We start from the raw sequence: 25,144 nt of genomic DNA, 5'->3' as shown, positions 1-25,144 counted from the left end.
TATATTTTTGCGATTTCCTGCCGTTAAAGACAGGCGAGCCCCCATTATTTATCCTGTTATCAAAGCGATCAGTCCATGCAGAGCAGCATCCTTCCCCGTTGGTCTTTGATCGCGTGCGCCGCCGCCAGCCTGGCCTTGCCGCCCGTCATGGCGGCCGAACTGGGCGACATGGCCGTCCTGTCGCACGTGGGCCAGCCTTTGCTGGCCGAGCTCGAACTGACGGCCCTGGCGCCCGAGGAGGCCAATGGCGTGACCGTGCGCCTGGCTTCGCCCGATGTGTACCGCGGTGGCGGCATCGGCATGGATCCTGCCCTGCAAACCTTGACGATCAGTCCGTTTGAGCGCGGTGGACGCCATTATGTGCGCGTGGCCACGCGGCAAGCGATCCAGGCGGGGCATGTGCACCTGTATTTATTGCTGGGCAATGGCAGTGGCGCCGTCGTGCGCCTGGGCACCTTGTGGCTGACGCCGGCGCCGCCCGCCGCCGTACCCGCCAGTGCGCCAGTCCGGCCAGCTATTCCGTTGCCCGCGCCGGTCTCCACGCCTGTGCCGTTGCCACGCGCCGTATCCGTCGCGCCGTCGCCCGACGCCGCCGCGCTGGCGGCCCGCGCGCGGGCCGAGGGCCTCGTGCGTCCGGCGCGCGTGTTCGTGCCGCCGCCCGCCGCACCCAAACTGGCCGCCCCCGCGCTGCCGCGCCGCGCCGCAGCGCCCGTGGCCGCCTGCGCGCCGCAGGCGGAGACGGGGCAGGCGGCAGCGTGCGTGGGGCTGGACGAGAAAAATACGGCCCTGACTGAAAAGCTGGGCGAACTGGAAGGCAAGATCGGCGTCTTGCAAAAGGCGCTGGCCCTGCCTGCAGCCGCCGTGCCGCCCGCCGCCGCGCCGGCCGTGGCGGAAGCGCCCCATGCGAAACCGAAACCCCTGCACGCGGCGCCGGCTGCCGACAAGGAAAAGAAATCGGGCGGCATGCTGTGGCTCGGTATCGGCACCCTGGTCTTCCTGCTGCTGACGGCGCTCATCGTGTACATCGTGCGCAAGCGCAGGCAAGCGGCGGGTCCGGGCGCACCGTCGAAATACTGGGTCTTGCTGCGCAAGCCGTTCGGCCGCAGGAAGAAGGATGTGCCCGTCTTGACGGAAGCGGTGGAAGAAGGGGCGGCGGCCGAACCGGAAGCGGAACCGGAGCCGTTCTCGCGTTAATGCGGCCGCAAGGCCGCCCACAATTTGATATAAAAAAAGATATTGAAAAAATACATGGAAACGCTTGCCAAGCACGTTGCCTGTTTCTTAAAGATGGTGCTATGATGAATTCAGTGGACTTGCTCTACGACAAAACAGCCCCAGCCTGGCGCAGTCACCAACGATAGTGTGGCGCGGCAAACCAGGTGTAGCGTTGCATAAACGCCTGGGTCTGGAAGCGGTTCGCGATGCCGACGATGTGCTCGCGAACGCCGGATGCAACCGGCAGCGAGGCGACGCCAGGAGATACCTGGGGCTCGCCTTCCAAATTCCCCCGCCTTGCCTTTTTGAGCGCCGCAGATGGCGCTCCCTCGCATGGCGGCAGACGTAAAAAAAGCACCCGCGGGTGCTTTTGTCGTTTCTGGCGCGGCAAGCTTCTTACATGCGGGCGCGCGAACCTGGCATGGCGTTCGACAGCTGGGTCATCCACGGTTCCGTGATGGCGCGGATTTCGCGGTCATTGGCCAGGATTTGCTTGAGCAAGTCGATCTTGCGCAGGCGCGAGGCGCCGGCCAGGGCAGGCGCCTTGCCCGTCATGGTCGCGCTGGCGGCGCTGGCGCACTGGTTTTCCAGGGTATCCAAGCCATCCCAGTCGCTCGAACGTGCGGCCACGACCATTTGATTGGTCATTCCTGCAATATTTTCATACATCGAGAGAACGTCGTTGGAGGTCATGAGCACACCCGTAACTAGTGAATGGATTACCGCTTGTCTAGATTAACGGCGGGTCCAACGGGAACTTGAGGGTGTTTTTGAAAAAAGTGAAAATAATTTGGATGTTTTTTTGCGGGCAGCCGGCATGCCCGCAAACCCGCATGCCTGCTCGGTTGGCGATGCGGGCAACGGCCAGCTTACTTGACGAGTTCTTCCAGGCCCGCGCTCAGTTCGGCAAGCGGCGGCATCCTGTCGACCAGCACGGAGGGCGGCAAACCGAGCGCTTCGGCTACCGCGTTGGGATAGCAGGCGATGATTTCTTCATTGCTCAGCTGGTTTTCATCGATGCGCGCGCGCCAGGCGGCCAGGTGGATGATGGCGGCCAGGCGGTTCAACGGCGCCTTGGCCAGCGGAGCGGGGAAGGCGGCGATGGCCTCGGCAAAGGCGGGAGGAAACTTCCAGCGGCGCGCCAGTTCGGCGCCCACCTGCGCATAATCGTAGCCCAGCGACACCCGCTCCGCGTCGAGCCGGCGCGCGTCGAGCGGCGGGGCGATCTTGTCGAGCTGCATGGCTTGCTCGGGCATGGCGGCATGGATCACCAGTTGTCCGATCGCATGCATCATGCCGATGGTGAAAGCCAGATCCTGGTTGTCGCCCGTCTGCTTCGCGATCCAGCGGGCAGATACGGCGCTGTGCAGGCTGTAGCGCCAGAATTGCGGCAAATTCAGGCCCGGCACGGCCTTGAAACCGCTGACGAGGCCCGAGCTGATGACGAGGGTGCGCACGGTCACAAAACCGAGCATCAGCACGGCGTCTTCCACCGTGCCGATGCTGCGCGACACATGGTAATAGGCCGAGTTGGCCAGCCGCAGCAGCTTGGCGCTCAAGGCCGGGTCCGCTCCCAGCTTGCGCGCGATGTCTTCGGTGGCGATGGCGGGGTTGTCGAAACTGCGCACCAGTTCATCGACGATCTTCGGGGCGGCAGGCAGGGCGTGGGGATGCTGGAACAGCGCTTCCAGTTGCATGGCAATCTCCTTGGCGTTCGTGCGGTACGGGATGCGGTCGTGCCACTATATGCCGATTTTTTGTCCGCATGCAAAAAAGTTAGGGGATGCTTTTTCGCCCCAAAAAGGCAGGATTTTCAGGTTATGATTTTGGCTATTACATCGAAAGGATCGCCATGCACGGTTTGCGTTTTTCCTGGTCCCGGACGCCAGTCCAGGCCGCCATCATCCTCGCCCTGGCCGGCGTTTCGCTGACCGGCTTGCCCGCCCGGGCGCATGGCCAGCAAGGGGCCGCCAGCGCCGCCGCCCCCGCTGCCGCGAAGGCCTTGCCCGGCGACGATTTCTACGATTACGTGAATGGCGACTGGCTGCGCAGCACGGAAATTCCCGCCGACCGCAGCAGCTGGGGCTCGTTCGCCATCCTCGCCAACGCCACCAACGAGCGCATCATCGGCCTCGTCGAAGGTCTGGCGGCGGCGCCGCAGGCGGATGCATCGGCGCGCCAGGTCAGCGATTTTTACCGTTCCTGGATGGATGAAGCGGCTATCGAAGCGAAAGGCTGGGCGCCGATCAAGCCGCTGCTCAAGAAGATCGACGGCATACGCGACCGGGCAGGGCTGGCCCGCGCGCTGGGCGAGAGCCTGCGCGCCGACGTCGACCCGCTCAACGCCACCAATTTTTATACGGAAAACCTGTTCGGCCTGTGGGTCGCGCAAGACTTGAACGACACCACGCGCAATGTGGCCTATCTGCTGCAGGGCGGGCTGGGCTTGCCCGACCGCGCGTTCTACCAGAGCGACAGCGCGCGCATGCAGGGCTTGCGCGCGGGCTACCAGGCGCATATTGCCGCCATGCTCAAGCAGGCCGGCTACCGCGATGCGCCGGCCCGCGCCGCGCGCGTGTTTGCGCTGGAACAGCAAATTGCCGCAAGTCACGCCAGCCGCGAGGATTCGGCCGATGTCGCCAAGGGCAATAATGCCTGGCGCGCCGCCGACTTCGCCAGCAAGGCGCCTGGCCTGGACTGGAAAGCCTTCTTCGAAGCGGCAGGGCTGGGCCGGCAGAACGATTTCATCGTCTGGCATCCGACGGCCATGACGGGCAGCGCCGCGCTGGTGGCGAGCGTGCCGCTGGCCACGTGGAAAGATTTCCTCGCCTTCCACGCGGTCAACCATTTCAGCACGATCTTGCCGAAGGCGGCCGCCGACCAGCGCTTCGCCTTCTATGGCAGCGCCCTGAGCGGCACGCCGCAGCAGTCGCTGCGCAGCAAGCGGGCGCTGGCCGCGACGAATGCGGCCCTGAGCGACGCCGTCGGCAAGCTGTACGTGGAACGCTATTTCCCGCCGGAATCGAAAGCCCGCGTGCAAGATATGGTGACGAATATCGTCGCCGCCTTCTCGCGCCGCATCGACAAGCTGGACTGGATGGCGCCGGCCACCAAGGCGCAGGCGCAGGAAAAACTCAAGACCTTGTATGTGGGCGTGGGCTACCCCGAACAGTGGGAAAGCTATGCGGGCTTGCGCGTGGTGCGCGGCGATGCGCTGGGCAATGTGCAGCGGGCGGAACAGTTTCATTACCAGCAGGAACTGGCCAAGCTGGGCCAGTCGCCCGACCGCAAGGCCTGGGCCATGCCGGCGCAGCTGGTCAACGCCGTCAACCTGCCGCTGCAAAATGCGCTCAATTTCCCCGCCGCCATCCTCCAGCCGCCATTCTTTGACCCGCAAGCATCCGATGCGGCCAACTATGGCGGCATCGGCGCCACCATCGGCCACGAAATCAGCCACAGCTTCGACGATCAGGGCGCGCAGTTCGACGCCCAGGGCAAGCTGCGCGACTGGTGGACGCCGGCCGACCTGGCGCATTTCCAGGCGGCATCCAAGCAATTGGTGGAACAGTTCGCCGCCTACAAACCGTTCCCCGACCTGGCCGTGAATGGCCAGCTGACCCTGAGCGAAAACCTGGCCGACCTGGCCGGCGTGGCCGCCGCTTATGACGCGTTCACCCTGTCGCAGCAGGACAAGCCGGCGCAGGCGGGGGCGGACCGCGAATTCTTCATCGGCTACGGCGTCAGCTGGCGCAGCAAGGCGCGCGAAGCGGCGGCGCGCCAGCAAATCCTCACGGATGGCCATGCGCCGGCGCAATACCGCGCCGCCACCGTGCGCAACCTCGACGCCTGGTATCCAGCCTTCGACGTCAAGCCGGGGCAGCAGCTGTACCTGGCGCCGGAACAGCGCGTGCGCGTCTGGTAGGCATAAGGGGTGCCGGCGCGCAGCGCGCCGGCACCGTAAAATGGCGTGATTACTGATTGGAGCGCCATGAAGCCGACCCCACCGCAAGATCCCATCCACGCCATCACGGGCCGCACCCTGGCCCACTACGACGCCAGCGCCGAGCAGTTTTTCGAAGGCACGCGCGATCACGACGTCAGCCAGAATATCGCCGCGCTGCTGAACGCCATCGGCAAGCCCGCGCCGCTGGCCATCCTCGACCTCGGCTGCGGCCCCGGCCGCGACCTGATGGCGTTCACGGCCCTGGGGCACCACGCGACGGGCGTCGACGGCTGCCCCCGTTTCGTCGGGATGGCGCGCGCCTACAGCGGCTGCACCGTGTGGCAGCAGGATTTCGTCGACCTCGACCTGCCCGCCGCACACTTCGACGGCGTGTTCGCCAATGCCGTGCTGTTCCACGTGCCCAGCGCCGCCTTGCCCGGCGTGCTGCGCGCTTTGTACGCGTGCCTGAAACCGGGCGGCGTGCTGTTCAGCTCGAACCCGCGCGGGCAGAACGAGGAAGGCTGGAATGGCGCGCGCTACGGCAGCTACCATGACGAAGCGAGCTGGGCCGCCTACGTGCAGGCGGCCGGTTTTACCCTGGTCGAGCAATACTACCGTCCGCCGGGCTTGCCGCGTGAACAGCAGCCGTGGCTGGCCACCGTGTGGCGCAAGCCAGACTGATGGACGCATTTTGTATGAATTTGGGCATGTGTTAGGAACCGTACATAGTTTTTGCGGCCTCGGGCGTACTATGGATACATCGACACGCAGCAAGCAGTTTGCAACGGCGTGTGAGCCGCAGTACCGGCCCTTTGGGCTGGACAACAGATGTACCAACTACAGTGAGGATTTATCATGAACAAAGATCAAGTCGAAGGTAAACTGAAGGAAGTCGGCGGTAAAATCCAGGAAGCAGCTGGCAAAGTCGTCGGCAGCGAAGAACAGCAAGCCAAGGGCCTGGCAAACCAGGTCGAAGGCAAAGTGCAGAAGAAAGTTGGCGACGTCAAGGATGCAGTCGAAACCGTCACCCGCAAACCGTAATGGCAGACATCTGACAAGACCTACTGCGCGTCGCGACTTGCGGCCTGCGATGCTCACTGCCTCGGCGGCCCCGTGCACAGCACAGTTCCGCTTCTCGGCCACGTGGCTTCCGCTCGCTACGGTCCTGTCAGATGTCGTTACTGTGCTTGATCGTATTCAGTACAGTACAAAATAAAAAACCGCCGCCTGTCGCAAGACAGGCGGCGGTTTTTTATTTGATGCAGCGCAAGCTTACTGTGCTGGCTGCATCAGGTTCTGCTTGAAGAACAGCTCGATTTTCTTGTACACGTGGCGCTGGCCCGCGCGCGACGAGATGCCGTGCTTGGCACCTGGATACGTCATCAGGTCGAACTGCACGCCGCGGTTGACCAGCGCGTCGATCAGTCGCGTGCTGTTGCTGAACAAGACGTTGTCGTCGGCCATGCCGTGCACCAGCAGCAGCGGCGACTTCAGGCCGTCGAGGTGGGCGAACACGGTGCTGGCCTTGTAGCCGTCCACGTTTTCCTTCGGCATGCCGAGGAATTGTTCCGTGTAGTGGGTGTCGTACAGCGACCAGTCGGTCACGGGCGCCACCGACACGCCCATGGCGATCTTGTCGGACGCGGCCGACAGCAAACGCAGGGTCATGAAGCCGCCGTAGCTCCAGCCGAACACGCCGATGCGTTTAGGATCGACGAAGCTTTGCTTGCCCAGCCAGTCGATGCCCACCAGCTGGTCCGCCACTTCGGCCGCGCCCAGCTTGTGATAGATGGCGTCCGTGAAGGCGCGCTCGCGGCGCGACGAGCCCCGGTTATCGAGGCGGAAGACGACAAAGCCCTGCTGCGCCATGTACTGGTCGAAGTTGTTGCCCCAGCGGCGCGCCACGTGCTGCGAGTGCGGGCCGCCATACGTTGACAGGTAGACGGGGTAGCGTTTGCCCGCATCGAAGTTCGATGGCTTGACGATCGAATAGTGCAGGGTCTGGCCATCGTTGGCCTTCAGGGTGCCGTACTGCGTCGGCAGGTGGTCGGCCTTGTACTTGAAGTACGGGTGGCTGGCGTTCAGCGCGTTTTCTTCCAGCCAGCCCACCATGGCGCCGTCCGGGCGGCGGATGCTCACCTGCGGCGGCGTGGCCGGGTCGGAATACGTGTCGACGAAGACTTCGCCATTGCGCGAGAACGTCGTGTCGTGCCAGCCGTCCGCTTTCGTCACGCGCTGCGGCTTGTCGGCCGTGCTGCCGTCGAGGGCCAGGGCGTAGGTCTGCTTGTCGATCACGGCGTCGCGGTTCGACGACACGAACACTTTACCCGTCTTCTGGTTCACGGCCAGCACGCTGTCGATGCCCCACTCGCCGGAAGTGACGGGGTGCAGCAGCTTGCCGCTCATGTCGTACAGGTACAGATGGTTGCGGCCCGTGCGCTCGGACGACCACAGGAAGGTGCCGTTCGACAGGAAGCGCAGGTCGTCATGGATGCTGACCCAGGTTGCCGACGTTTCCGTCAGCAGGGTGCGCTGCGCCAGGGTGGCCGCGTCGACGGCGACCAGGTCCAGGGTCTTCTGGTCGCGCGACTGGCGCTGGTAGACGAGCGATTTGCTGTCCGCGCTCCAGTCGGCGCGCACCAGGTAGATGTCCGGGTTCGTGCCCAGGTCCACCTGGCGCTGCACGCCCGTTTCCGGCGAGACGATCAGCAGTTGCACCAGCACGTTCGGGTCGCCCGCGGCCGGGTAGCGCTGTTCCACGACATCGGTGCGGTCGGCGAAGATTTCAAAGCGGCGCACGACGGGCACGGGCGCTTCGTCATAGCGCTTATACGCGATGGCGGAATCGTCGGGTGCCCAGTAGTAGCCGGTGCGCTGGCCCATTTCTTCCTGCGCCACGAATTCGGCTTCGCCGTTGCGGATCGTGCCCTTGCCGTCGGTGGTCAGCTGGCGTTCCTTGTCCGTCTTGAGGTCGATCACATGGATGTTTTGATCGCGCACAAACGACACGTAGCGGCCTTTCGGCGAGATTTTCGGATCGAGCACATTGCCCTTGGCGACCAGGCGCGCCTTGTCCGGATGGGCCGCGTCGACCAGGTAGAGATTGCCGGCCAGCGGCACCAGCAGCTGCTTGCCATCGGGCGACCAGCTGTAGCTGAGAATGCCGTTCAGGCTGGCCGTGCGCTCGCGTTCGCGGCGCGCCTGCTCTTCGGGCGAAATCGTTTCATTCGGCACCAGTGCCTTCGAGTCGACCAGGCGGTGCGTGCTCTTGTCCTTGAGCTTGAATTCCCACAGGTCGAGCTGGAACTGGTTGTCGGCGCGGCCGCGCAGGAAGGTGACGCGCTCGCCGTCGGGCGAGACCTTCAGGTTGCGCACGCCGGGGCCGGCCAGCGCCGGATCGGCGTGGATGCGTTCCAAGGTCAGCTTTTCAGCCGATGCGGGAACGCTGGCCATCGCGGCCAGAAAACAAAGAATAAAACGCATGGATGTCTCGGTAGTTGGAAGAAGAAGGGCACTGCATGTACAGGTGAGCTTGAGCGTTGCCTAAGCGTAAGACGATACCAGAGCGTGCCTGTTTATGCGATAGCGCCAGCCACGGAATAAACCGTTGCTGGCCGTATTTACTTCGTCAAAAATGTCCAGCAGCCGCCCATTCCATGGCGCTTTGCCCCGTTCAGGCCAATATCGTGCCTTCGATTACCGTCAGGCATGCGCCGCCTATCCAGGCGTGACCAGCGCGGAAACTGATGGACACGCGGCCGTCGCGCTGCAGGCACGTGCCCTGGCGGACCGTGTAGTCGCTGCCCGCCAGCAGGTGCGCGATGCAGGCGTTGGCGCTGCCCGTGACGGGGTCTTCCACCAGCGCGCCGTGTTCGCTGAGCAGCGCGCGCACTTCGTAGTCGGCCGGCCCGCCGGCGGCATGCGGGCCATACAGCGCCAGGCCGTCGGCGCCGGCGGCGGCCAGCAATGGCGTCAGCGCGGCGACGTCGGCGCGCACGGCCAGGCAGGCCGCGGCGCTGGCCAGCGGCACGCACAGCCAGCGGATGCCCATGTCGGCGACGGTGCCGCCGGCGGCCGGTTCTCCGCCCAGCGCCGTTTGCAGCAGCGGCAGCAGCTCCGGGGCGAGCGCGCGCGTGCTGCAGGGCGGTGCCTGGAACGCCAGCACGCCGCCGGCGCTCCATTCTATCTGTACCAGGCCGACGCCGCATTCCTGCACGATGCGCGCCCCCTTGGGCTGCATGCCCGCATCAAGCAGGGCGTGCGCCGTGCCCAGCGTCGGGTGGCCGGCGAACGGGAATTCCATCTCGGGCGAAAAAATCCGCACGCGGTAATCGGCGGCCGGGTCGCGCGGCGCCAGCACGAAGGTGGTTTCCGACAGGCCCGTCCAGCGCGCGATGGCCTGCATCTGCGCGGCGTCGAGGCCATTCGCGTCGAGCACCACGGCCAGCGGATTGCCGAGGAATGGCACGCTGCTGAAGACATCGACTTGCCTGAAGGGGCGTTGTTGCGGCATGGGGTGCTCCTTGTGCATGGGGTGCTCCTTGTATCAGGCTGCGCGCAGGCGCTGCAGCGACAGGCGGTTCAAGTACCAGGTCAGCAGCACGGCGGCCACCGTCAGGCCCGTGACCAGACCGATCCAGAAGCCGGCGGCGGCCATCGGTTCGGCCGGCGACCAGATGAAGCCTTGCGGCGCCAGGCCCAGCACATAGCCGATCGGCAGCGAGAAGCCCCAGAAGGCCAGTAGCTGGATCAGCATCGGCTGGCGCGTTACCTTGTAGCCGCGGATGGCGCAGGAAGTGGCCACCTGCGTCGCGTCGGACAGCTGGAACAGGGCGGCGAACAGCAGCAGCTGCGCGCACAGTTCCTGCACTTGCGGGTCGGACGTGTAGGCTTGCGCGATCTGGTGGCGGAAGACGGTGATCAGGGTGGCCGAGACGATGGCCGCCGTCAGCGACATGGCCACGCCCACCCACGAAATGAAGCGCGCGCGGCGCAGATTGGCTTCGCCCACGGCATGGCCCACGCGCGTGACCAGCGCGATGCCGAAGGTGAGCGGCACCATGAAGACGACGGACGAGAAATTGAGGGCGATCTGGTGCGCCGACACCTGGATCACGCCGAAGCGCGCCACCAGCAGGCTGATGATGCCAAAGGCGCTCACTTCGGCAAAATACGTGACGCCGATGGGCAGGCCCAGGCGCAGCATGGGGCCGATGGACGCCATCTGCGGCCACTCCCAGTGCGTGAACGGATAGGTGGCGTGGTAGGCGGGCGCGATCCGGATCCACGCCAGCATGGCCAGCAGCATCATCCATACGCAGCAGGTGGTGGCCACGGCGCAGCCCACGCCGCCCAGTTTCGGCATGCCCCAGTGGCCGTAGATCAGCAGGTAGTTGACGAAAATATTCAGCGCCAGCGCGGCCAGCGCGATGACCATCACGGGCTTGGTCTGGTTGATGCTGGTGCTGTAGCCGTACAGCGCGCGGTAGGCGGCAAACGGCGGCAGCGCGCAGCTGATGATGTGCACGAACAGCTTGGCCTTGGACGCCACGGCCGGTTCCAGCATCAGGTGGTCGAACACCAGCGCCGCCATGTTCGTCAGCAGGCAAGCGACCAGGCCGACCAGCAGCGCCTTCCACAGCGCCTGGCGCACGATGTGCGGCACGCGGTCGTGGCGCGCCGCGCCGATTTCATGCGCCACCAGGGTATTGATCGCCATCATGATGCCGCTCACGGTCACCAGTACGATGGACCAGATGGCCGCACCCAGCGACACGGCCGCCAGTTCCTCGGGATTCGTATGTCCCGTCATCGCCACGTCGGCCGCGCCCATGCCGACGGTGGCCAGCTGGCCGATCAGGATGGGCCAGGCCAGCTTCCACAGCGACGAGACTTCATTGCGGATGGAGGGCAGGGTGAACGAGGTAGTGTGTGGCATGGGCGGCAAGCTTGACTAAACACAAGATTCTACCGGCATTCGCCGTGCTTGTCCGCCGGGGCGCCCCGGCGGCCGGACCGGCACGGTAATCATTTGTTACAGCTAAGTGGGCCAGTCGCGGATAGACTGCGCGCTCTATTTGGCAAAATGACCAAATAGTCAACCGCAGTACCCTGACTATGGAGCAAGACCATGCTGAGACATACCCTGAACTGCGCCCTGTTGCTGGGCGCCGCCATGACGGCCGAACTGGCCGGCGCCGGCGAACTGACCCTGTATTCGCGCGACGATTATCACGGCCGCTCACAGACCGTGCGCGACGCCGTCGCCGACCTGGAAGATCTGCGTTTCAACGACACGACGCAAAGCATCCGCGTGCGCTCGGGCCGCTGGGAAGCGTGCGAGGACGCCGATTTCCGCGGCGCCTGCTTCCTGCTCGAGACGGGCGAGTATCCGTCGCTGGATGGCCAGGCCAACAAGATCACGTCGCTGCGCGAAGTGCGCGGCGGCTGGGACGGCCATCGGGGCCGCGACCGTGACGGTGAGCGCGACCGGGGACGCGACTGGGACGGCCGCCGTGACCGCGAGCGCGGCCATTTGCCCGGGCGCTCGCTGGGCGGCGAGCTGACCTTTTATACGCGCGACGATTTCGCCGGCCGCAGCTTGAGCGTGAGCAACGCTTCCGCCGATTTGCGCGAGCGCGATTTTAATGACACGGTGCAAAGCGTGCGCGTGCGCTCCGGCTATTGGGAAGTGTGCGAAGACGTGGGCTTCCGTGGCCGCTGCCGCACCTTGGCGCCGGGCGAGTACGCGAGCCTTGAACGCATGAGCAACCGCATCTCGTCGGTGCGCGAAGTGCGCTGACGCGGGGCAGGCAGTACGCGAAGTGGCAATAACAGGCCCGCAGGGGCCTGTTATTGCTTTTGGTAACAATTTATTGTGCTTTTCGCATACTTTGTTACACCGTTTTTTCTGTGGATGGCTACACTGACATCAGTTGTCATGTCGATCACTTACCTTTGCCGCCACCGGAGACCGCCCCATGAATCGCCCGTTCGCCTTTGCTCTGCTGTGTGCCAGTTCGCTGTTTGTCCACCTCGCGGCGCAGGCCGGCGAGATCCGCCTGTACACCGATGACAATTTCAAGGGGCGCGTAGTCGTCTTGCGCGATACGACGGACGACTTGTCGCGCGTTAATTTCAATGACACCGTCTCGAGCATCCAGGTCGATTCGGGCAGTTGGGAAGTGTGCACGCATGCCGATTTCAAGGGCGATTGCAAGACGCTGGAACGGGGCGACTACCACTCGATGCCGGGCATGAACGATAAAATCTCGTCTGTGCGGGAAACCGGCGCCGGGCAGGGCAGCGGCAGCGGCGGTGGACGCCGCGCGGCGCTGGAGTTGTTCGCCGACGGCGGCCAGCGCGGCGCGTCGGCCGGCGTGAACTCGGACCGCGACGACCTGGTCGACATCAGCTTCAACGACCGCGCCAGCAGCGCGCGTGTCGAATATGGCTACTGGCAGTTGTGCAGCGATTCCAACTACCGTGGCAGCTGCCGCGTGTTTGGGCCTGGCAGCCATGATGACCTGGGCAGCCTGAGTGGACGCGTGTCGTCGGCGCGCCTGGTCGATCCGCGCGAAGAGAATCGTCCGCAAAATGACGAGGGCCTGGTGGTGCTGTATGGCCGCGCGTTCCTGAAGGGGCCTGGGCTGCAGGTGAACCGCGACGTCAGCGACCTGGTACGCCTGAACTTCAACGACCAGGCTGCATCCCTCGCCATCAATGAAGGCACCTGGGAAGTTTGCACGGACTCGCAGTTCAACGGTAGCTGCGAGCGCATGGGGCCGGGCAAGTATGAAGTGCTGAACACGACGCTCGACAAGCGTATTTCCTCGCTGCGCCGGCTGTACTGAACGCATGACCGGGCCTTCCGCATGGCCTTGTATTTGTTACACTAGCATCCTGGCGCAACCGCCAGGCAAATCATCACCAAAGAATGAAGAATGGAGTTAATCATGACGGGCCCTTTCAAACACACGCTGGCATGCGCGGCGACCTTGCTGCTCTCGCTGGGGGCCCATGCGGCCGCCCATGCAGGCGATATCACCTTGTTCGAAGACGTTGATCTGCGTGGCCGCGCAGTGAACCTGCGCGAGACGACGGACGATTTGTCGCGCTTTGGGTTCAACGATAAAGTGTCGAGCATCCTGGTGCGTTCGGGCACGTGGGATGTGTGTACCGATGCCGGTTTTCGCGGCAATTGCCGTACCCTGGGACCGGGCGAATACCGTTCGATGCCGGGCATGAACGACGCCATCAGTTCGGTGCGCGAGTCGGGGCGCGGCGATGGCAACAATCCGGGACGTCCGGGACGCGATCCCGACCGGGGCCATGGCGGCTATGGCCGTGGCGGCACCCTGGAAGTGTATTCGGGCGCGGGCCAGAATGGCGGCTCGGCGCGCCTGAACCGCGACACGGACGATTTCGTCAATATCGGTTTCAACGACCGCACCACCAGCATCGTCGTCTATAACGGCTACTGGCAGCTGTGCAGCGATTCGAACTACAACGGCGTGTGCCGCATCTTCGGCCCTGGCCGCCACGACGACCTGGGACGCGGCCTCGATGGGCGCGTCTCGTCGGCGCGCATGGTCGACGAGCGCGAGGCGCGCCGCCAGCAGCAGTACGATAATCAGTACCAGCGGCCGCAGTACGACCAGCCCCAGTATCCGCAATACCAGCAGCCGCAGTACCAGCAGCGCGGCGCCGTCCTGCTGTTCCCCGAAGCGGGCATGCGCGGCGAACCGCTGGCGCTGGACCGCAATGCGGAAGACCTGGTGCGCTACAACTTCAACGACCGCGCCTCGTCCATCGTCGTCAACGAGGGCCAGTGGGAAGTGTGCAGCGATTCGAACTTCCATGGCCGCTGCGAAGTGATCGGGCCGGGCGAATATGGCCGCCTGAACAGCATGGAAAACCAGATTTCCTCGCTGCGCCGCGTACGCTGATCCCGTCCTGACGTCGTGCTGACAGACCGCCTGCCGGGTTGATCCCGCCAGGCGGTTTTTACATTCGCTGCCGTGCGCTGACATTTGCTTGCCCTTTGTTACACTCGCCGCCTGCCGCCTGGTCTACACTGGCGAAAATGTCATCAGTATTGGAGTTGTCATGGTTCGATCTTTCCGGCCCGCGCTGTTGTGCGCCGCCACCTTCCTCGCCCCCCTTGCCGCATCCGCGGGCGAAATCACCCTGTTCGAAGATGCCGGTTTCCGCGGCCGCCCCGTGACCCTGCGTTCCGACACGGGCGACCTGTCGCGCATGGGCTTTAACGACAAGACCTCGAGCATCATCGTGCGCTCGGGCACCTGGGAAGTGTGCAAGGACGCCAATTACCGTGGCAATTGCCGTACCTTCGGACCTGGCCGCTACGGCAGCATGCCGGGCATGAACGACGCCGTTTCCTCCGTGCGCGAAGTGGGCCGTCCTGGCCATGGCGGCGGCGACCACCGGCCTTACCCGCCGCGTCCCGAGCGTCCTCACCCCGGCTATCCCGGCCACGGCGGCGGCCACCGTCCCGACATGAATGGCGCCGTGCTGCTGTTCCCCGACGCGGGCATGCGCGGCCGGCCCGTACGCCTGGACCGCGAAGTGCGCGACTTGAGCCGCTATGGCTTCAATGACCGCGCCGAATCGGTCGTCGTCAACTACGGCCGCTGGGAATTCTGCGTCGATGCCAACTTCCGCGGCCGCTGCGTGGTGATGGGACCGGGCAGCTATGGCCGCCTGCACGGTGGCCTCGACCGCCGCATTTCCTCGGTGCGCCGCGTGCGCTGATCCCGCTGCCGGGCGGCGTTGTATCGTGCACACGCTGCCCAGCGACTAATTCGTGTACTCTTCCATCAGGCAGTTCAACCATGGGGAGCAGGCACGGTGGAATACAAGGACTACTACAAGGAACTGGGCGTCGAAAAGACGGCGTCCGAGGCCGAGATCAAGAAGGCGTACCGCAAGCTGGTACGCAAATACCATCCCGACGTGAGCAAGGAACCGGACGCCGACAAGCGCACCAAGGCCCTCAACGAGGCCTACGGCGTGCTGGGCGACGCGGAAAAGCGCGCCGCCTACGATGAACTGGGCCGTAACCAGGGCGCGCAGGGCCAGCCCTTCCGGCCGCCGCCGGACTGGGGTTCGGGCTACGAATCATCGGGCACCGACGACAGCGACTTCTTTGCCGACCTGTTCGCCCACGTGGGCGGGCGCCGCCGCGCCGGCGGCAGTTTCCAGATGCAGGGCGAAGACAGCCACGCCGCCATCACCATCGACCTGCAGGACAGCTACCAGGGCGCCAAGCGCCACATCGTCATGCGCGTGCCCGAAGCGGATGCGCAGGGCCACGTGGTGACGCGCGAGCGCACCCTGGAAGTGACGATACCGAAAGGCGTCACGGAAGGGCAGCAGCTGCGCATGAAGGGGCAGGGCAATCCCGGCAGCGGCGGCGCGCCCGCCGGCGACTTGTACCTGGAAATCCGCTTCCGGCCCGACGCGCGCTACAAGGTGGAAGGGCGCGACGTGTTCGAGACGGTGCCCGTCACGCCGTGGGAGGCAGCGCTGGGCGGCGAGATCGACGTGCCTACGCCATCGGGCACCGTGACCGTCACCGTGCCGCCCAATTCGCAGACGGGGCGCAAGCTGCGCCTGAAGGGGCGCGGCATTCCCGCCGCCCAGCCGGGCGACCTGTATCTGCTGCTGGAAGTGGTGCTGCCGCCGGCGAACGATGACAAGGCGCGCGAACTGTATGCAACCATGGCGCGCGAGATGGCTTTCAATCCGCGCCAGAAGCTGGGAGGATAAATCATGACAAACAAGGTAATTGGCGAATTGCTGGAAGACCGTGCCCTGAGCCTGGAAGAACTGGCGCGCGCCTGCGCGGTGGAACCGGATTGGGTGGTGCAGCATGTGCAGACCGGCGTGCTGCTGCAGGACGGCCCGCCGGCTGGCCAGCTGACGGCCTGGCGCTTCACCAGCCTGGATCTGGTGCGCGCGCGCCGCCTGCACGAAATCGAATCCGTGTTCGACGCGAACGCGGACCTGGCCGCGCTGGTGGTCGATCTATCGGAAGAAGTGGCGCGCCTGCGCCGCCGCCTGCACGTGCTGGGCGTCGAGTAGCTTTTATTTACTCAGGCTCGCCGTGCCGCTGCACGGTGATCCTGCCGATATAAAACTGCCCATCGACGACGACCCGGTGCGGGATGCCGGCCACGTCGAAGCCGGGGCCGCCGTCTTCCATCCACTCCTGGGCCAGCGAGTCGAACTGCTGCGGCGTCATGCGCAGCATCTGCGCCGTGATGACGAAGCGCGCGCCTGGTTTTTGCTTGTTGACGAAGTCGTCGATACCGGCCATGTGAATCTCTTCAAGGTTGTGTCTGAAATCGGGGTCAGACCCCCGGACACGTTGGCACTGAGCTTTGCGTTGGCGGTGTTGAGGGTCTGACCCCAGTAGTTGTTTAGGGCTTGCCCCCGCATGATACCCGTCCGCGCGTTCTTCTAGAAGCCCTGCACCAGCAACGGCAACTGCTCCGCAAACCGCTCCGTCAGCCACTTGCCCGCCTGGCCCGGCGGCGTGTCGGCGCGCTGGATCAGGTAAATCGGATAATTCTCGCCATTGTCGACGGCCAGCGGCAGGTGCACCAGCCGTCCTTCCGTCAAATCCTCGCGCACCATCGCTTCGGGCATGTTGCCCCAGCCCAGGCCCGCGCGCAGCAGCGCGTGTTTTGAGCCCAGGTCGCCCAGGCGCCAGTTGCGCAATCCCAGCACGCCGAAATCCTGGCCCTCCGTCAGCACGCTGCGATCGCTGAGCACCAGCTGCACGTGTTCGCGCGCCACGCTGGAAGGAATCGGGCCGGCCAGCTGCGCCAGCGCGTGGCTGGGCGCAGCCACGGGAATCAGGCGCACGTGGCCGACGGCCAGGCGCTCGAAGACGCTGGCCGTGGCCGTCATCCAGCCGCCAAGGCCGATGTGGCAGCTGCCATCCATCACCAGCTGCGCCACGGCGCCCATGGCTTCGATGCGCAGGCGCAGGGCGACGGTGGGGAACTGTGCCTGGAACGCCTCGAGCACGCGCACCAGCACGCAGGTGGGGAACATCACGTCGACCACCACCGATACTTCCGCCTCCAGCCCGCCGGCCAGCGCCTTGGCGCGCGCGCGCATGCCGTCGACCTTCAGGGCCACGGCGCGCGCGTCGGCCAGCAGGGCGCGGCCCGCGTCCGTCAGCGTGGGCTTGCGCTTGCCGCGGTCGAGCAGCACCACATTCAGTTGTTCTTCCAGGTTGGCGATGGTGTAGCTGATCACCGACTGCGTGCGGTGCAGCTGGCGCGCCGCGTGGGCGAAACCGCCCGCGTCGATGACGGCGACGAACACGCGCAACTGGTCGAGCGAAGGCTGGCCTGGTTCTCTCATGATGATTCCTTATCTAAAAATTCGATGCTAATCATTGATATTTACATGGTTTTCTCGATGGTAAACCTGAACTATGCTGTATGCAAGGGCTGCGATACGGCCCATCCCGTCACCCGTTTTCCCAGGAGCACTTCATGAGCAAGGTCTTGTACATCAATAGCAGCGTGCGCAACAGCGGTTCCCTGTCGCGTCAATTGTCCGGCGAATTCGTCGCGAAATTGGCCGCGCAAGGCGCCAGTGTCGTCGAGCGCGACCTGTCCGCGCAACCGGTGCCGCACCTGACGGAAGAGGTGATGGGCGCCTTCTTCACGCCGGCCGACCAGCGCAGCGCCCAGGCGGCAGCGGCCGTGCAATTGTCCGATACCCTCGTCGACGAATTGCTGGCCGCCGACGTGCTGGTGCTGGCCGCGCCCATGTACAACTTTTCCGTGCCATCGACCCTGAAGGCGTGGATCGACCACGTGGCGCGCGCGGGCCGCACTTTCCAGTACACGGCAACGGGCCCCGTCGGCCTGGCCACGGGCAAGAAAGCATATATTTTTACGGCCAGCGGCGGCGTCTACAGCGAAGGCCCGGGCGCCGCGTATGACTACCTGAGCACCTATCTGCGCACGGCGCTGGGCTTCATCGGCATCACCGACATCGAGTTCGTGCAAGCGGAAGGCGTGGCCATGGGCGAGGATGCCGTCGCCAGCGCGCTCGCCAAGGGCCGCGCCTCGATCGCAGCGCTGGCTGCCTGAGTCTACTCCGCCGTAGTTCCAAAGAGGGATTGCCAATCTGCCATGGTTGACATAAGCTTGCCGGCGGCACGCCCCGTGCCAGGCCGGCGAGCCGTTCGCCATGAAAGTCCCTCATGCACAAGTTGGCAAGCGCAATACTGTTCGGCTGTTCCCTGTTTTCGGCAGGCATGGCGCTGGCGCAGACCACGCCCGCCGCACCGCCTGCGCCGCCCCACATGGGCCGCCACGCCGCCACGCCCGAGGATCTCCGCGCGATCGAGCAAGTCGTCGCCGACTTCCAGGCGGCCCTGATCGCCAAGGATGTCAGGCTGCTGTCGTCGTTGATGCTGCACACGAATATCCTGTTCGCCTCGCCGGCCGACGATGCTTTCATCAAGAACATGCGCGACACGACGGACGTCCACTTCGACGGCGTCGGGGCGGGTGGCTACGCCGCTTTCGCCAACTTCATCAAGCGCGAACCGCAGCGCACGGAAGAAAAATTCTACAACGTCAAGATCATCCAGGACCGCCATGTGGCGTGGGTCAACTTCGACTACGAATTCCTCGTCGGCGGCAAATTGTCGAACTATGGCGCGGAAGCGTGGCAGATGGTCAAGCGCGACGGCGACTGGAAAATCCTCAGCGTCGTCTGGTCCATGCATCCCGCCGCCGAGGCAGGAAAATAGCCGCCCGCCATGCCGCGTCAGTCGCGCGGCAGCGCGCGGATTTCCACCGTGCCCCCTGCGTTCAGTACGGGGTTTCCGATCAACAATTTTTTTGCATCGTCTATACTTTCAGCTTGCACACGTAGATAGCCTGACAAGTGTGGCGTGACCGCTCTGGCCTGGCCTGAGCGGTGCACGCAGATGCCGGGCCCGATGGAGCTGCCACCGCAGAAGCGGCCACTGGCCCTGAGCATGGCGAAGTAGTCTTCCCAGGCGGACGTGGCGACGTCCATCGGTGTTTCCGTGTCGTCATGCATGAAGATGATGTAGTCATTCATCCTTTTTCTCCTGTGCCGCGTGATAAAAAGAGAGCTGAATTGAGTATCCTGAGCAATCGCGAGCGCATGGTTTTACCCTCACCGCGTCAGTCCGTAGAGACAAGCTGTCCGGCCATGTCATTTTTGGAGCGCACATCGTGCCGATAAAGTATGTTGATTTTTATGAGGTGAATTACACGGCAGAGCGCTTGCGGGGCTGCAAGTTATGGGGCGCGTACGTCGCCATCTATGCCCCTTCGCCCAACCCCATGCACCGGGTGAACCTGGTGAAAAAGCGCCGGGTGTCGGCCGACCATCAGTTTACAACGGAAGCCGATGCCATGGCGGAAGCGGGCGAGGCGGCCGTCAAACTGGTCGAGCGGCGCCAGCGCCGCTATGTCTTCCACCCCTGATGCCACTGCGCGGTATCCTGCAGCGCGCGCCAGGGCAGGATGTGCACGCGGCCCGAATGCACGGCTTCCAGTTCCACGTGCGTGGCCGGTTCATCCAGCGTGGCCGGGGCGCACAGCTTGATGACGAGAAAATGTTTTTCCTTGTTGACGGGCGTGACGGCGGTCCATTTGCTGTTGAGTAACTTGTTCGGACGCAAGTTATTGCGATTGACAAGGTGCATGGCGGTCTCCGGATTGGCGTGATGGCGATGTTGCCATTATCATGCAACTTCCTGCCACGCACGAGGACCGCCATGAAACGCCAGCTGCACTTGCTCGTCATTGACCCGCAAAACGATTTTTGCGACTTGCCTGCCACCTGGCTGCCGCCCGATGCGGCGCCTGCACTGGCCGTGCCCGGCGCCCACGCCGACATGCTGCGCGTGGCGCAGCTGATCCGCGAAGGGGGCGGCGGCTTGACGCAGATCAGCGTAACGCTTGACGCCCACCACCGCTACGACATCGCCCACCCCGCCTTCTGGCGCACGGGCGATGGCGGCGCCGTGCCGCCGTTTACGCAGATCAGCGCCCAGCAAGTGCGCGACCGCCTGTTCTTGCCCGCCGCCAGCGGCGCCTTGCCGCGCGCGCTGGCTTACCTCGATGCCTTGCAGCAGGCGGGACGCTACCAGCTGATGGTGTGGCCCGTGCACTGCGAGATCGGCAGCTGGGGCCAGAATATCCACGCGGCCGTGCGCGCCGCCTACAACGCCTGGGAAGTGGCCAACTTGCAAGTGGTGGCCAAGCTGAGCAAGGGTTCCAATCCGTGGACCGAGCATTACTCGGCCGTCATGGCGGAAGTGCCCGATGCGCAGGATGCAGCCACCCAGCTCAACCGTGCATTCCTCGACACCTTGCTGCCGGCGCAGCAACTCTACATCTGCGGCGAAGCGGGCAGCCATTGTGTCAAAGCCAGCACCGAGCACATCGCCGATTACCTGGAAGCGCAGCAAGGTAAGGGGGCCCTGTCGCGCCTGGTCTTGCTGACGGACTGCATGAGCCCCGTCACGGGCTTTGCCGCGCAGCAGCGCGACTTCCTTGCCGCCATGCATGAGCGCGGCGCGCGGCTGGCCACATCCACCGAGGTCGTGCCTGAATTGCTGGCCAACGCAGGCGATTGATGCTTTCCTGCAAGCGAACCCTGCTGAAATGCTTGCGGTGGCGTACTATTCTGGCTTCAGGAAGTTGGAGAAAACACACATGACCCCGATAGTGCGCAGTTTGCTGGAAACCGATCTGTATAAATTTACAATGTGGCAAGCCTTGCTGCACGGTCATCCGAATACCCATACCGAATACGAATTTGTCTGCCGCAACGCCACTGCCTTTCCCCTGGCCGAACTGAAGGGCGAGCTGGAAGAACAGCTCGACCACCTGTGTTCGATGTCGTTTGCCGACGACGAGCTGGCCTATTTGCGCACCTTGCGTTTCATGAAGAGCGATTTCGTCGATTTTTTGACGGTGTTCCGCTTCCAGAGAAAATTCATCGACGTCAGCACGGACGGCGACACCCTGATCGTGCATGCGGCCGGGCCGCAGGTGCACGTGATGGGTTTCGAGATTTTCGTGCTGTACATTATCAACGAACTGTATTTCCGCCGCTTCGACCTCGATGCGGCCATGCGCGAAGGGCGCCACCGCCTGGGCTTGAAAGTGGCGGCCGTCAAGGAATTCGGCAAGCTGCCGAGGCGCAAGCATCCGTTTGAATTTTCCGATTTCGGCGTGCGCCGGCGTTTTTCCGGTGCCTGGCATGACGAGGTGGTGCAACGGCTGGCGCGCGAAGTGCCCGAATACTTCAAGGGCACGTCGAATGTCTACCTGGCGAAAAAGCTGGGCATCGTGCCGATCGGCACCATGGCGCATGAATACATGCAGTCGTTCCAGTCCTTCGGCGTGCGCCTGCGCGACTTTCAAAAGGCGGCCTTGGAAGACTGGGTGCAGGAATACCGCGGCGACCTGGGCATCGCCCTGACGGACGTGGTCGGCATGGATGCCTTTTTGGCCGACTTCGACCTGTATTTCGCCAAGCTGTTCGACGGCTTGCGCCACGATTCGGGCGACCCCGTCGAGTGGGGCGAGAAGGCGTTGGCCCACTATGCGGCCCTGCGCATCGACGCCAACACCAAGCGCCTCGTGTTTTCCGACGGCCTGGACCTGGACAAGGCGTTTGCCCTGTACCAGCACTTCGCCGACCGCATCATGACGGGCTTTGGCATCGGTACCAATCTCACCAACGACGTCGGTTTGATGCCGCTCAACATCGTCATGAAACTGGTGCGCTGCAATGGCCAGTCCGTGGCGAAATTGTCGGATTCCCCGGGCAAGACCCTGTGCAAGGATGAAACCTTCCTCGCGTATCTGCGGCAGGTGTTCCATCATCCTGCCGTCTAAGCTGCGCCCAGGCGCCTATGCGTGGCGTAGGTCGGATTAGCGGGGCCGCCGAGGCGCGGCAAAGCCGCGCGTAATCGAACAATTGCGCGGACAACTGCGCGGACAACTTCGCGGCCAAGTCCGCCGGCAAACTCGCCGACAAGCTGGGCGGGCAGACGGCGTGCCGTGTGCAACCCCCGGCTTAAAACCCCGTCACCACCGTGTTCATGTGCTCGACCTGGGGCGGGGCGGCAAAGAATTCGCCCACCAGGCCGCGCCAGGCCTGGAAGTCGTCGCTGCCGCGGAAATGCACGGTATGGTCTTCCAGGGTCGTCCAGCCGACCACCAGGCGGTAGGCGTCGCCGTTTTCGATCGAGCGCTCCAGGCGCATCGATTCGCAGCCGCGCGCGCGCTGAAACAGGGGGACGGCTTTCGCTACAGCCGCTTCGAAGGCTTCATGCGTGGCCGATTTGATCTGGATGTGGGCAATTTCAAAAATCATGGCAATTTCCGCTGTGGAATGAAGGAACGGTGATCTTGCCATAATTTCGCCGTGCAGGGGAGGGCGTCAGCCCGCCAGCGCCGGTGTGCCTGCATCGGCGCGCCGGCTGCCCGCGTGGCTGGCCGTGCGCTGTTCGATGTCGCAACCATTGCATGCCTGCACGATGGCGTGCGCCCGTTCCTGCTCCTGCGGATCGCTGACGGCGACAATGAGGCGCACCATGCCGCGAAACGCCGTCTTGCCGTAGTTACGCCGGTACATATGGTTGTCGCCGCCGAACAGGGCGTTGATCGCGCGTTCCAGCCGGCTGGTCATGGTGTCGCGGTTACCGACCGTAAAATTGCCCTGCACGGGGCCGGCCTCGTCGTCGCCCGCGTCCAGTTGCACGGCGTGAGGAGGAAAGCCTTCGGCCAGCAAGCGGATGCGGGCGCGCTCCGCATCGGGGAAATGGTCGAAGATACGTATCAGCGTGCTGCCGCCGCTGTTTGTGCTGCTGTCCATGGCCCGGCCTTTCAAGGAGGTGTACCTGATTTGACCGGCGAGCCTGTAAAAAATTCTGCCTCAGCCTGTAAAATCCTCGATCAAGGCGCAAAAGTTTGATAAATATCCAGTATGGCTACCAAGTCGCGCTAAGATACGTCTTGCGGAATCAATCTTTCATAGGAGAACTAAATGGCAGCGAAGAAAATTCTGTTTTTGACCGGCGATTTTGCAGAAGATTATGAAACGATGGTGCCGTTCCAGGCCCTGCTGATGCTCGGCCATGCCGTGCACGCCGTCTGCCCCGGCAAGAAGAGCGGCGAGACGATCAAGACGGCCATCCACGATTTCGAGGGCGACCAGACCTACACGGAAAAGCCGGGCCACCTGTTCACCTTGAACGCCAGCTTCGACGAGATCGACCCGGCCGACTATGACGCCGTGATGATCGCCGGCGGCCGCGCGCCCGAATACCTGCGCCTGAACGACAAAGTCATCGCCGCCGTGCGCCATTTCGCCGAGGCGGGCAAGCCTGTCGCCGCCGTCTGCCACGGCGCGCAATTGCTGGCCGCCGCCGACGTCATCCGCGGCAAGCGCATTTCCGCCTATCCCGCCTGCGCGCCGGAAGTGACACTGGCGGGCGGCACGTATGCCGACATCGCCGTCACGGACGCCGTCACCGATGGCCAGTTCGTCACCGCGCCCGCCTGGCCCGCCCATCCGGCCTGGCTGGCGCAGTTCGTCAAGCTGCTCGGTACCGAGATCCGTTTGTAACCTTTACCTGCCCGGCAGGCCGCAGCGTTCGCCGGGCGCACCACTTTTCAGATTCGAGTTCTTCATGCATGCGCCGCGCAGTCAACCTTCCCGCAAACAACTTCCAGCGTCGCGCTGGCGCCAGCGCCGCCTGGCGCAAGCCGCATCGGGCCTGAGCGCCGCGCAGGAGCGCCAGCTGGCCACCCTGCATGACATTTCCACCTTGCTGGCGGGACAGCACGCCATCGATGCGCTGTGCCGCGGCTTCCTGCGCCACGTGATGCAGTTCGCGCAAGCCGAAGGCGGTACCGTGCGCATCCTCGATCCGCAGCACGATACCGTGCACATCATCGTGCACGAAGGCATTTCCGACGCGATGGTGGAAGAGGAACACTGTATCCGCAACAATGATTGCCTGTGCGGCGCGGCCGTGGCGCAGGGGGTGATCCAGATCCGCGATTTCCGCCAGGTCGAAGCGCTGCAGCGCTACCGTTGCCAGGACGAAGGCTTTATCGCCATCGCCGTCTTTCCCATCCTCGCGCGCGACCAGGTGGTGGGCAGCTTTTCGCTGCACTTTGCGCAGCCGCAAGCCGTGCAGGCGCAGCAGCAGGGCTGGCTGGAGACGCTGGGCCAGAGCCTGGGCATCGCCATCGAAAACCAGCGCCTGATCGCGCGCGAAAAGGAATTTGCCGTGGCGCGCGAACGCAGCCTGCTGGCAGAAGGCTTGCATGACAGCATCGCGCAAAGCCTGAACTTCATCAGCCTGCAAGTGCAGATGCTCGACGATTCCGTGCGCCGGGGCCAGCTCGACGAGGCGGCCGAAGTGCTGCCGCTGATGCGCATGGGCGTCGAGCAAAGCTACCAGGACGTGCGCGAATTGCTCGTCAATTTCCGCACGCGCTGGCATGGCAGCGACCTCGAAAGCAAACTCAGCGAAGTGCTGGCCAAGTTCGAGCTGCAGACGGGTGTCGCCGGCACCCTGGAGATGAGCGGCAATGGCGCGCCGCTGGCGCCAGAGCAGCAGTTGCAGATCCTGTTCATCGTGCAGGAAGCGCTGTCGAATATCCGCAAGCATGCGCAGGCGAGCAATGTGGCGCTGCGCGTGGAAAACGGGCGCGATTTTGCGCTGCAGGTGCGCGACGATGGCGAAGGCTTTGCCGCCAACCTGCGCGACAAGAAAACGGAATTGCAGATCGGCTTGCGTATCATGCAGGAGCGGGCCGAGCGGCTCGGTGCGCAATTTGCCATCGACAGCACGCCCGGCGGCGGCACGACGATCTCGCTGGCCTTGCCGGCGGCGCGGCGCCAGGCCGCGTAACAGATGATTCC

The 25,144-nt window shown here is 64.1% G+C and carries 28 protein-coding genes; 17 read left to right on the top strand and 11 right to left on the bottom strand.

What is annotated here, in order from left to right; all coding sequences use genetic code 11:
- Positions 1 to 75: 75 nt before the first annotated feature.
- Positions 76 to 1,194, top strand: a complete 1,119-nt coding sequence (locus JAB8_RS25690) for a hypothetical protein (RefSeq protein WP_139143188.1) — start codon at positions 76 to 78, stop codon at positions 1,192 to 1,194.
- 417 nt (positions 1,195 to 1,611) lie between these two features.
- Here the strand turns inward: JAB8_RS25690 and JAB8_RS25685 are convergent, their stop codons facing one another.
- Together JAB8_RS25685 and JAB8_RS25680 are read right to left on the bottom strand one after the other, a co-directional pair.
- Positions 1,612 to 1,863 carry a flagellar protein FliT gene (locus JAB8_RS25685; RefSeq protein WP_306532587.1) on the bottom strand — a complete coding sequence of 84 codons (252 nt, stop codon included), beginning with the start codon at positions 1,861 to 1,863 and terminating at the stop codon, positions 1,612 to 1,614.
- Between the two features lie 221 nt (positions 1,864 to 2,084).
- Positions 2,085 to 2,912 carry an HDOD domain-containing protein gene (locus JAB8_RS25680; RefSeq protein WP_070292133.1) on the bottom strand — a complete coding sequence of 276 codons (828 nt, stop codon included), beginning with the start codon at positions 2,910 to 2,912 and terminating at the stop codon, positions 2,085 to 2,087.
- A gap of 155 nt (positions 2,913 to 3,067) precedes the next feature.
- On the opposite strand from JAB8_RS25680, the gene JAB8_RS25675 reads away from it, so the two are divergent.
- From JAB8_RS25675 to JAB8_RS25665, 3 genes are all read left to right on the top strand, one after another.
- The gene (locus JAB8_RS25675) at positions 3,068 to 5,137 is read left to right on the top strand and encodes a M13 family metallopeptidase (RefSeq protein ID WP_070292202.1); all 2,070 of its coding nucleotides are present in this window, start codon (positions 3,068 to 3,070) and stop codon (positions 5,135 to 5,137) included.
- A gap of 66 nt (positions 5,138 to 5,203) precedes the next feature.
- Positions 5,204 to 5,839: a class I SAM-dependent methyltransferase gene (locus JAB8_RS25670; RefSeq protein WP_070292131.1), complete on the top strand. Its 636-nt coding sequence runs from the start codon at positions 5,204 to 5,206 to the stop codon at positions 5,837 to 5,839.
- Positions 5,840 to 6,013: 174 nt separating this feature from the next.
- On the top strand, positions 6,014 to 6,199 hold the full coding sequence (locus JAB8_RS25665; protein WP_034759763.1) for a CsbD family protein: 186 nt from the start codon (positions 6,014 to 6,016) through the stop codon (positions 6,197 to 6,199).
- Between the two features lie 231 nt (positions 6,200 to 6,430).
- Here JAB8_RS25665 and JAB8_RS25660 read toward each other — a convergent pair whose 3' ends face one another.
- The 3 genes from JAB8_RS25660 to JAB8_RS25650 all read right to left on the bottom strand — a co-directional run bounded on the left by JAB8_RS25660 (position 6,431) and on the right by JAB8_RS25650 (position 11,096).
- Positions 6,431 to 8,641 carry a S9 family peptidase gene (locus JAB8_RS25660; RefSeq protein WP_070292128.1) on the bottom strand — a complete coding sequence of 737 codons (2,211 nt, stop codon included), beginning with the start codon at positions 8,639 to 8,641 and terminating at the stop codon, positions 6,431 to 6,433.
- Positions 8,642 to 8,831: 190 nt separating this feature from the next.
- Complete coding sequence (locus JAB8_RS25655; protein ID WP_070292199.1) at positions 8,832 to 9,671, bottom strand: PhzF family phenazine biosynthesis protein; 840 nt, start codon at positions 9,669 to 9,671, stop codon at positions 8,832 to 8,834.
- A 33-nt stretch (positions 9,672 to 9,704) separates the two neighbouring features.
- Positions 9,705 to 11,096, bottom strand: coding sequence for an MATE family efflux transporter (locus JAB8_RS25650; protein ID WP_070292125.1), 1,392 nt, complete (start codon positions 11,094 to 11,096; stop codon positions 9,705 to 9,707).
- A 192-nt stretch (positions 11,097 to 11,288) separates the two neighbouring features.
- Here JAB8_RS25650 and JAB8_RS25645 point away from each other — a divergent pair, with 192 nt between their 5' ends.
- The 6 genes from JAB8_RS25645 to JAB8_RS25620 all read left to right on the top strand — a co-directional run bounded on the left by JAB8_RS25645 (position 11,289) and on the right by JAB8_RS25620 (position 16,264).
- Positions 11,289 to 11,960, top strand: a complete 672-nt coding sequence (locus tag JAB8_RS25645) for a beta/gamma crystallin family protein (protein ID WP_083287931.1) — start codon at positions 11,289 to 11,291, stop codon at positions 11,958 to 11,960.
- Positions 11,961 to 12,138: 178 nt separating this feature from the next.
- Complete coding sequence (locus JAB8_RS25640; RefSeq protein WP_070292123.1) at positions 12,139 to 13,011, top strand: beta/gamma crystallin-related protein; 873 nt, start codon at positions 12,139 to 12,141, stop codon at positions 13,009 to 13,011.
- A 102-nt stretch (positions 13,012 to 13,113) separates the two neighbouring features.
- The gene (locus tag JAB8_RS25635; protein ID WP_070221817.1) at positions 13,114 to 14,106 is read left to right on the top strand and encodes a beta/gamma crystallin-related protein; all 993 of its coding nucleotides are present in this window, start codon (positions 13,114 to 13,116) and stop codon (positions 14,104 to 14,106) included.
- Between the two features lie 160 nt (positions 14,107 to 14,266).
- The gene (locus tag JAB8_RS25630) at positions 14,267 to 14,932 is read left to right on the top strand and encodes a beta/gamma crystallin-related protein (protein WP_070221816.1); all 666 of its coding nucleotides are present in this window, start codon (positions 14,267 to 14,269) and stop codon (positions 14,930 to 14,932) included.
- 96 nt (positions 14,933 to 15,028) lie between these two features.
- Positions 15,029 to 15,949: a DnaJ C-terminal domain-containing protein gene (locus JAB8_RS25625; protein WP_070292121.1), complete on the top strand. Its 921-nt coding sequence runs from the start codon at positions 15,029 to 15,031 to the stop codon at positions 15,947 to 15,949.
- A gap of 3 nt (positions 15,950 to 15,952) precedes the next feature.
- Complete coding sequence (locus tag JAB8_RS25620) at positions 15,953 to 16,264, top strand: MerR family transcriptional regulator (RefSeq protein WP_070292118.1); 312 nt, start codon at positions 15,953 to 15,955, stop codon at positions 16,262 to 16,264.
- Positions 16,265 to 16,271: 7 nt separating this feature from the next.
- Here JAB8_RS25620 and JAB8_RS25615 read toward each other — a convergent pair whose 3' ends face one another.
- Positions 16,272 to 16,499 carry a hypothetical protein gene (locus JAB8_RS25615; RefSeq protein ID WP_070221813.1) on the bottom strand — a complete coding sequence of 76 codons (228 nt, stop codon included), beginning with the start codon at positions 16,497 to 16,499 and terminating at the stop codon, positions 16,272 to 16,274.
- Between the two features lie 143 nt (positions 16,500 to 16,642).
- Positions 16,643 to 17,557, bottom strand: coding sequence for a LysR family transcriptional regulator (locus JAB8_RS25610; RefSeq protein WP_083287166.1), 915 nt, complete (start codon positions 17,555 to 17,557; stop codon positions 16,643 to 16,645).
- A 134-nt stretch (positions 17,558 to 17,691) separates the two neighbouring features.
- Here JAB8_RS25610 and JAB8_RS25605 point away from each other — a divergent pair, with 134 nt between their 5' ends.
- Positions 17,692 to 18,297 carry an FMN-dependent NADH-azoreductase gene (locus JAB8_RS25605; protein WP_070292116.1) on the top strand — a complete coding sequence of 202 codons (606 nt, stop codon included), beginning with the start codon at positions 17,692 to 17,694 and terminating at the stop codon, positions 18,295 to 18,297.
- Between the two features lie 113 nt (positions 18,298 to 18,410).
- Positions 18,411 to 18,965, top strand: a complete 555-nt coding sequence (locus tag JAB8_RS25600; protein WP_070292114.1) for a nuclear transport factor 2 family protein — start codon at positions 18,411 to 18,413, stop codon at positions 18,963 to 18,965.
- Positions 18,966 to 18,982: 17 nt separating this feature from the next.
- Here the strand turns inward: JAB8_RS25600 and JAB8_RS25595 are convergent, their stop codons facing one another.
- The gene (locus JAB8_RS25595; RefSeq protein WP_070221809.1) at positions 18,983 to 19,282 is read right to left on the bottom strand and encodes a hypothetical protein; all 300 of its coding nucleotides are present in this window, start codon (positions 19,280 to 19,282) and stop codon (positions 18,983 to 18,985) included.
- A 137-nt stretch (positions 19,283 to 19,419) separates the two neighbouring features.
- Between JAB8_RS25595 and JAB8_RS25590 the strand changes: the two genes are divergently transcribed.
- The gene (locus tag JAB8_RS25590) at positions 19,420 to 19,674 is read left to right on the top strand and encodes a hypothetical protein (protein ID WP_070221808.1); all 255 of its coding nucleotides are present in this window, start codon (positions 19,420 to 19,422) and stop codon (positions 19,672 to 19,674) included.
- Here the strand turns inward: JAB8_RS25590 and JAB8_RS25585 are convergent.
- Entirely contained in the window at positions 19,656 to 19,895 is a 240-nt protein-coding gene (locus JAB8_RS25585; RefSeq protein ID WP_070292112.1) for a TIGR02450 family Trp-rich protein, read from the bottom strand. The genes JAB8_RS25590 and JAB8_RS25585 overlap by 19 nt on opposite strands.
- A gap of 72 nt (positions 19,896 to 19,967) precedes the next feature.
- Here JAB8_RS25585 and JAB8_RS25580 point away from each other — a divergent pair, with 72 nt between their 5' ends.
- Positions 19,968 to 20,831: a cysteine hydrolase gene (locus JAB8_RS25580; RefSeq protein ID WP_070292110.1), complete on the top strand. Its 864-nt coding sequence runs from the start codon at positions 19,968 to 19,970 to the stop codon at positions 20,829 to 20,831.
- A gap of 79 nt (positions 20,832 to 20,910) precedes the next feature.
- The gene (pncB, locus tag JAB8_RS25575) at positions 20,911 to 22,101 is read left to right on the top strand and encodes a nicotinate phosphoribosyltransferase (protein ID WP_070292108.1); all 1,191 of its coding nucleotides are present in this window, start codon (positions 20,911 to 20,913) and stop codon (positions 22,099 to 22,101) included.
- Between the two features lie 181 nt (positions 22,102 to 22,282).
- Here pncB and JAB8_RS25570 read toward each other — a convergent pair whose 3' ends face one another.
- Both JAB8_RS25570 and JAB8_RS25565 read right to left on the bottom strand, forming a co-directional pair.
- Complete coding sequence (locus tag JAB8_RS25570; protein WP_070221804.1) at positions 22,283 to 22,582, bottom strand: antibiotic biosynthesis monooxygenase family protein; 300 nt, start codon at positions 22,580 to 22,582, stop codon at positions 22,283 to 22,285.
- Between the two features lie 66 nt (positions 22,583 to 22,648).
- Positions 22,649 to 23,083, bottom strand: a complete 435-nt coding sequence (locus tag JAB8_RS25565; protein ID WP_070292106.1) for a hypothetical protein — start codon at positions 23,081 to 23,083, stop codon at positions 22,649 to 22,651.
- A gap of 171 nt (positions 23,084 to 23,254) precedes the next feature.
- Between JAB8_RS25565 and JAB8_RS25560 the strand changes: the two genes are divergently transcribed.
- Together JAB8_RS25560 and JAB8_RS25555 are read left to right on the top strand one after the other, a co-directional pair.
- Positions 23,255 to 23,836, top strand: coding sequence for a DJ-1/PfpI family protein (locus tag JAB8_RS25560; protein WP_070292103.1), 582 nt, complete (start codon positions 23,255 to 23,257; stop codon positions 23,834 to 23,836).
- A gap of 64 nt (positions 23,837 to 23,900) precedes the next feature.
- Positions 23,901 to 25,133, top strand: coding sequence for a GAF domain-containing protein (locus tag JAB8_RS25555; protein ID WP_070221801.1), 1,233 nt, complete (start codon positions 23,901 to 23,903; stop codon positions 25,131 to 25,133).
- Positions 25,134 to 25,144: the final 11 nt, after the last annotated feature.

Source organism: Janthinobacterium sp. HH106 (assembly GCF_001758725.1).
Classification (GTDB): Bacteria; Pseudomonadota; Gammaproteobacteria; order Burkholderiales; family Burkholderiaceae_D; genus Janthinobacterium.
Note: the sequence above shows the minus strand (reverse complement) of the source record. Positions and strands in the feature narration are given on the sequence as shown.